This window comes from Rhodoferax sp. (assembly GCF_037143375.1).
In the GTDB taxonomy this organism is placed as follows: Bacteria; Pseudomonadota; Gammaproteobacteria; order Burkholderiales; family Burkholderiaceae_C; genus Rhodoferax.
Genome location: NZ_JBAWYV010000176.1, coordinates 1 through 5,627 on the forward strand (window position 1 = coordinate 1; position 5,627 = coordinate 5,627).

At 59.8% G+C, this 5,627-nt stretch carries 6 protein-coding genes; all 6 read right to left on the reverse strand.

What is annotated here, in order from left to right:
- A partial coding sequence (locus tag WCG50_RS16830; protein WP_336900751.1) for a chemotaxis protein CheA occupies positions 1 to 2,111 on the reverse strand: 2,111 nt, incomplete at its 3' end.
- A complete protein-coding gene (locus tag WCG50_RS16835; RefSeq protein ID WP_336900752.1) occupies positions 2,101 to 2,439 on the reverse strand; it encodes an STAS domain-containing protein in 339 nt (112 codons plus the stop codon). The genes WCG50_RS16835 and WCG50_RS16830, both read right to left, overlap by 11 nt.
- Positions 2,440 to 2,478: 39 nt before the next feature.
- Positions 2,479 to 2,847, reverse strand: a complete 369-nt coding sequence (locus WCG50_RS16840; RefSeq protein WP_336900753.1) for a response regulator — start codon at positions 2,845 to 2,847, stop codon at positions 2,479 to 2,481.
- A gap of 250 nt (positions 2,848 to 3,097) precedes the next feature.
- Complete coding sequence (locus WCG50_RS16845) at positions 3,098 to 4,177, reverse strand: chemotaxis response regulator protein-glutamate methylesterase (RefSeq protein ID WP_336900756.1); 1,080 nt, start codon at positions 4,175 to 4,177, stop codon at positions 3,098 to 3,100.
- Positions 4,164 to 4,634, reverse strand: coding sequence for a chemotaxis protein CheD (locus WCG50_RS16850; protein ID WP_336900754.1), 471 nt, complete (start codon positions 4,632 to 4,634; stop codon positions 4,164 to 4,166). Before WCG50_RS16850 ends, WCG50_RS16845 begins: the two co-directional genes overlap by 14 nt.
- Before the next feature lie 69 nt (positions 4,635 to 4,703).
- Positions 4,704 to 5,522 carry a CheR family methyltransferase gene (locus WCG50_RS16855; protein WP_336900755.1) on the reverse strand — a complete coding sequence of 273 codons (819 nt, stop codon included), beginning with the start codon at positions 5,520 to 5,522 and terminating at the stop codon, positions 4,704 to 4,706.
- Between the last annotated feature and the right edge of the window lie 105 nt (positions 5,523 to 5,627).

Sequence of the window (5,627 nt, forward strand, 5' to 3'; positions counted from 1 at the left end):
CGCACCAGCGCCGGCACATCCAGAATCAGCGCCACATCGCCGCTGCCCAGAATGGTGGAGCCGCTGATGCAGGTGACCTGGTTGAAGATGTGTCCGAGTGGCTTGATCACGGTCTGGAATTCGCCCAGCAAGGTGTCCACCACCAGCCCGGCTTTTTGGCCGGCGTACTTGAGCACCACAATGTTTTCGCCCTTGACCGGGGTGCCGGCAATGCCAAACAGTTCGCGCAAGCGGATAAACGGCAGCACCTGCCCGCGCAGGCTGGTGTAGTCGTGCCCGGCCTCGGCGGTGTAGGCCACGCACTCTTCGATCATGTCCAGCGGAATGGCAAACACCGACTTGCCCACTTCCACCAGGAAGCCGTCAATGATGGCCAGGGTGAGCGGCAGGCGCACGGTGACCGTGGTGCCCACGCCGTCTTCACTGGTCAGGCTGACCGTGCCGCGCAGGGCCGTGATGTTGCGCTTGACCACGTCCAGGCCGACCCCGCGCCCGGACAGGTTGGTGACCTTCTCGGCAGTTGAGAAGCCGGGCTCAAAAATCAGCGCGTAGATGTCGGCATCGCTCAGATGCTGGCCCGCTTCGACCAGACCGCGCTCGAGCGCCTTGGCCAGAATGCGCTCGCGATTGAGGCCCCCACCATCGTCTTGCACCGTGATGACGATGCTGCCGGAGTCGTGAAAGGCGTTGAGCTTGAGCGTGCCTTGGGCTGGTTTGCCACGGGCGGCCCGCACTTCAGCCGACTCGATGCCGTGGTCCATCGAGTTGCGCACCAGGTGCATCAGCGGGTCGCCAATTTTTTCGACCACGGTCTTGTCGAGTTCGGTCTCTTCGCCGTCGATGATGAGCGTAATGTCTTTGCCCAACTCGCGTGACACGTCGTGCACCACGCGCTGAAAGCGCCCGAAGGTGGCGCCGATCCTGACCATGCGCAGTTGCAAGGCGCTGTCGCGCACTTCTTCGACCAGCATCGAGAGTTTGGAGGTGCTTTCTTCGAGTTCGCTGATATGCGAGCGCCGGGCAATCAGGTTGACACTGGCCCCGGCAATGATGAGTTCGCCCACCAGGTTGATGAGCTGGTCGAGCTTGTCGGCGTCGACCCGGATCGAGCGGCTCTCGGTGGCGCCGATGTCCTTGATTAGTTTTTGCTTGGTGAGCGCCGCTTCGACCACTTCGGGCTGCACCGAGCCTTGCTCAACCAGAATGGTGCCAATCGGTTTGGCGGGCGTGTCGGACTGCGAGTTAAGCGCCCGGTCAAGCTCCTGCGGGGTGAGCGTGCCGCAGCGCACCAGCATCTCGCCCAGACGGGTCATGTCACCCTGCTGTTGCTGGATCAGGTTGACATAGTCGTTCACCAAGCTGTGCGGCGGCAAAATTTTGAGGCTGCAGTCGTCGAGCACGAATTCAAACACGTGCTCAATGGCGGCTTTGTCGGCCTTGCTCTGCAGCGCAATCTCAAAGCCCAGGTAGCAGGTCTCAGGGTCCATCGCATCAGCCTCGGGCAGCGCGTCGGTCAGGGTCACCATGCCGTTGATGTGGCCCAGGGTTTCGAGGTAGCGGATGAACGAGAGCGGGTCCATGCCGTTTTTGAGCACGTCCGGGCCGAAACGCACCGAGATGTGCCAGTGGTCGGCAGAGACGCCGCCGTCGGGGATGCGTGCAATCGGGTCGACGCCGGGGGCGTCCACGACTGACGACTGGCCTGCATTTGAGGCGGGTGCGCCCAGGTAGCTGCGCAACTGCACCAGCAGCGGCTCGCCCAGTTGCTGCAGTTCGTCGTCGGGTTTGGTGTGACCGGCGGCCACCGACTCAACCAGTGCGCCGATGTGGTCGCAGCAGGCCAGCATTAACACCACCAGGGGGTCGGCAATGGGGAGCTTGCCAGCGCGTACCTGGTCGAGCACGCTTTCAACCACGTGGGTGAAGGCGACGATATGGTCCAGGCTGAACAGGCCCGATGAGCCCTTGATGGTGTGGGCGGCGCGAAATATCGCGTTCACCATCTCGTCTTTTTCATCGGCCTGTGCCACGCCCAGCAGGGCGTCTTCCATGGCTTCGAGCAGTTCCCGGCTTTCCAGGATGAAGGTCTGCAGTGCGTCATCAAGATCCATGGGAACTCCTTTTGCCGCCCGCACGGGACGCCATCACCAGCGGGTCGTCAAAGTAGGCCGCGACGTTGAGCAACTCAAACACCTCGATGACGGCCGGGCTGTGCGCCACTAAACGGAATTCACGCTGGTGCGCTTGCGCGGTTTTCTTGGCCAGCATCAGCAGTTGCACACCGGCGGTGTCGATCTCGGTGACGCCCGACAAGTCAATTTCTTGCGGTGCGGGCTCGCCCAGCAGGATGGGCTTGAGCTCTAAGGCCCGAAAGATGGTGAGTTCGCCCTCAATGCGCAACACCGAGGCGTTGTGCTTGGGGTTCTTTTTCGAAGTCATGCGGCTCTCCTGAAGAGTGTGTTTCGGTCGTGCGGCGATTTAAGGCAGGCACAGGCGCTGTGCGGCATCAATCAGCTTCTCGGGCTGAAACGGCTTGGCCACCCAGGCCCGGGCACCGGCGGCGCGGCCCTCGGCCATCTTGGCGTCTTCGGTCACGGTGGTGAGCATGATGACGGGGGTGAATTTGTAGGCCGGCAGTTGTTTGACGGCCTTCAGGAAGGCGATGCCGTCCATGTTGGGCATGTTGACGTCGCTGATGATCAGGTTGATTTTTTGGCCGGTGAGCTTGGTCAGGGCGTCGCGGCCGTCGCAGCCTTCGATCACGGTGTAACCAGCACCCCTCAAGGCAATACCCAGTACCTGGCGCATGGAAGCGGAGTCGTCAACGATCAATATGGTTTTAGCCATGGGGTCTTTCGGGGGAGGGGAATGGAGCCAGACTTATTATGAGGTTTCTTATTTGGAAGTCGTCTTTAGTCTAACGTCTCATTGTTACTTTTTGACAATTATCAAACTGTAACTGTTGATTCCCCTGACAACTATAGGGTGTTTACCTGAGTTTGTCCGGGGAAAAACCTGAGTGCATTAGAAAATTTATGTCATATAAGGCTCTAGCCCCCGTATTACTTGCGTAAGCAGCTATAAATAACATAGCGCATCAAGCGCGCGAATCAAACTTCATGATGGCGCGGGCGATGCTCTCCAGTGGCAAGATCTCGTCCACCGCCTGCAGTTTGATGGCTTCCTTGGGCATTCCAAAGACGACGCAGGTTTCTTCGTTCTGGGCCACCGTGCGGGCGCCGCCGTCGTGCAGCACCTTCATGCCCCGCGCGCCGTCGTCGCCCATGCCGGTCATGATGATGCCCAGCACGTCGTGCCCGCCACATTCGGCGGCCGACTTGAACAGCACATCGACCGAGGGTTTGTGGCGGTTCACCGGGGGCCCGTCCAGCACATGGACAAAATACTGACCGGCTGACTTGCGCAACTGCATGTGCAAGCCACCCGGTGCAATCAGCACCACGCCGCGTTCAAGGCGGTCGCCGTCTTTGGCTTCACGCACATTCATGGCGCAAATGCCATTGAGCCGCTGGGCGTACATGGCGGTAAATTTTTCCGGCATGTGCTGGGTAATGGCAATGCCGGGCGCATCCGCCGGGAGCGCCATCAGCACGCATTCAATCGCTTGCGTGCCGCCGGTAGAGCTGCCCAGCACCACCGGTTTGTTCATGGCAAAGGCGTGCACGCCACTGGCCACTGTTGCGTGCGAGGCACCTGGTTTGGCGGCGGAATGCCCTGCCGCCATGACGCTGGCACTGGCGCTGCGCTGACGCGGTTTGGCGAGGGCGGCTGCCTTGAGCGTTTGAATCATCTCGCGGCGTGAATCATCCAGAAACTGCTTCAAGCCCAGCTTGGGTTTGCCCATCACAGCCACAGCACCCGCAGCCAGTGCATCGAGTGCAACCTTGCTGCCTTCAGCCGACAAGGTGGAACAAATGACGGTAGGGATCGGCGTCCCGGCCATGATCTGGCGCAAAAACGTCAGCCCGTCCATGCCCGGCATCTCAATATCAAGCAGCAAGACATCAGGGCGATTTTTCTGAATTGCGGGCATCGCAATCAGCGGATTGGGGGCGCTGCCAATCAGCTCAATATCAGGCTGCCCAGCCAGCATGTGCTGCAAGGCCTGACGCACCACAGCAGAGTCATCCACCACATAAACTTTAACGACCATCAGTGGCTCCAGCTCCGGCGAATACAACTTCAACAATGGGTTCGGTCGGCCCGACCGTCCATGACACCTTGCGGTAACCCGTACCGCCCAGACATTGGTCCACCACCCTGATGCGGTGGTGCTTCAACTGGTGCAGCACCCAACTGACGTTGTTGTTGCCAATCGGGTTTTGGGTAATGAGATTAGGGAACATATTGCCCCCACCAAATACATAAGCTTCGCACAAACGGGGCGTGACACCCACGCCGTGCAGCCGCCGAAACATATCATCCAGCGCGGCCACGCCGTAAGCCGTGTTGTGCAGGTTGGCGGCGTTGGGCTGACCCACATGCACGATGTGCGACATGGCTGCCACCGTGCGCCGGGGATCGGTCAGGATGACCGCCACGCACGAGCCCAGCAAGGTTTTTAACTGGTCGCCGACCTGGCCAAAGGCGACATCGCCAGGCATTAGGTCCATGACACCGGAAGCATTTTTTTTCACGTTTCGAAAAGGTCTGTGAGGTAGTTTATTCATGGTTCGTGAAGCTTAACCGGGCTTGCGAAACACGCCGGGCTGCACGGTCAGCATCGGCACATCGCAGGCCACACGGCCTTCAGCGGTGCCCAGAAAAAACAAGCCGCCGGGGCGCAGGGTGGCCAGCACCCGGTTCACCACATCGCGCTTGGTGGGCACGTCAAAGTAGATCAGCACGTTGCGCAAAAACACCACATCGAACGGACCCAACCCGCTGAACGGCTTGCACAGGTTGAGCTGGCCAAACTGCAGGCGCTGGCGCAGCTTGTCCATCATCATGGACTGGCCTTCGGCCGGGCCTTCGCCCTTGAGGCAGTAGCGCTTGAGCCGCTCTGGCGACACCGCCCGCAACCGGTCTTGCGGAAACACCGCTTCTTTGGCACTCAAGAGCACGCGGTGGCTGATGTCGGTGGCCAAAATAGACCAATCCGGCCCGATGCGCCCTGACATTTGCAGGTCCGCCAGCAACATGGCCGTGCTGTAGGCCTCGTCGCCAAAAGAAGACGCCGCGCTCCAGATGGAAATGGGCGCCTTGCTCTTGAGCGAGATCAGCTCACTCTCCAGCACGTCGTAGTGCTTGGGTTCGCGGAAAAAATAGGTCTCGTTGGTGGTGAGCAAATCCACCGCCATCTGAAACTCGGCGGCTTCGCTTTCATCAGCGAGCAGTCGGATGTAGTCGGCAAAACCATCCAGGCCCAGCCGTTGAATTCGCGGTGACAGTCGCGAGTGAATCAGGGATTTCTTGGACTCGTTGTAAGACAAGCCCACTGCGTCATACATGATGTCGCTTATTTTTTTGAATTCCTGGTCACTGAAGGGAAGAGATGCCATTTTTTAGGGTTCTCAATAAGGCCTGAAATTGCTGTGGCTGGCGGGTCCGGCGCGTACCGATGCCGCTTGCAAAGGCGCACTCAGGCGGGGGGCGGGCTTGGCTTG

Coding starts and splice junctions, on each gene's coding strand:
- WCG50_RS16835 (WP_336900752.1), bottom strand. CDS start 2,439: ATGACTTCGAAAAAGAACCCCAAGCACAACGCCTCGGTGTTGCGCATT.
- WCG50_RS16840 (WP_336900753.1), bottom strand. CDS start 2,847: ATGGCTAAAACCATATTGATCGTTGACGACTCCGCTTCCATGCGCCAG.
- WCG50_RS16850 (WP_336900754.1), bottom strand. CDS start 4,634: ATGGACCTAATGCCTGGCGATGTCGCCTTTGGCCAGGTCGGCGACCAG.
- WCG50_RS16855 (WP_336900755.1), bottom strand. CDS start 5,522: ATGGCATCTCTTCCCTTCAGTGACCAGGAATTCAAAAAAATAAGCGAC.